The sequence below is a fragment of the Caulobacter sp. genome, from assembly GCF_017744445.1.
GTDB lineage: Bacteria > Pseudomonadota > Alphaproteobacteria > Caulobacterales > Caulobacteraceae > Caulobacter.
The window spans coordinates 386-740 of record NZ_JAGIBH010000087.1; the positions used below are offsets into that span (position 1 = coordinate 386).

Here is a 355-nt window from a genome sequence, read left to right on the forward strand (position 1 = left end):
CCTCCCCCACAGGGGGACGGACTGGGTGGGGCGGGGCTCGGCGTCAGCCAAACACCATCACTCCGTCATCCGGCTCCTCGGCGAACAGCCGCTCCATCTCGGCCGGCCTGCGCTCCCGCGCCAGGGCCTGGTTGATATAGCCCTTGTCGGTCAGCTCGCCGCTGGCCGCGTCCGGCGCGCCGTCCAGGATCAGGGCGCGGACCACCTTGCCGCCGCCCTTGGCCAGGCTGTTCAGGCGCTCAAGGCCCGTTCGGATCGCCGCCTTCACCGCGTCCGGATCGCCGATGCGCAAGCAGGCCTTGGGATCGAGGAACAGCATCAGCCCGACGCCCTCGCGCCCTTCGCCGCAGACCAC

The 355-nt window shown here is 71.5% G+C and carries 1 pseudogene; it reads right to left on the reverse strand.

The window, feature by feature from the left end:
- Window positions 1-43: 43 nt before the first annotated feature.
- Window positions 44-355 (reverse strand): annotated as a pseudogene (locus J7528_RS23775) (feruloyl-CoA synthase); the annotation flags it as partial.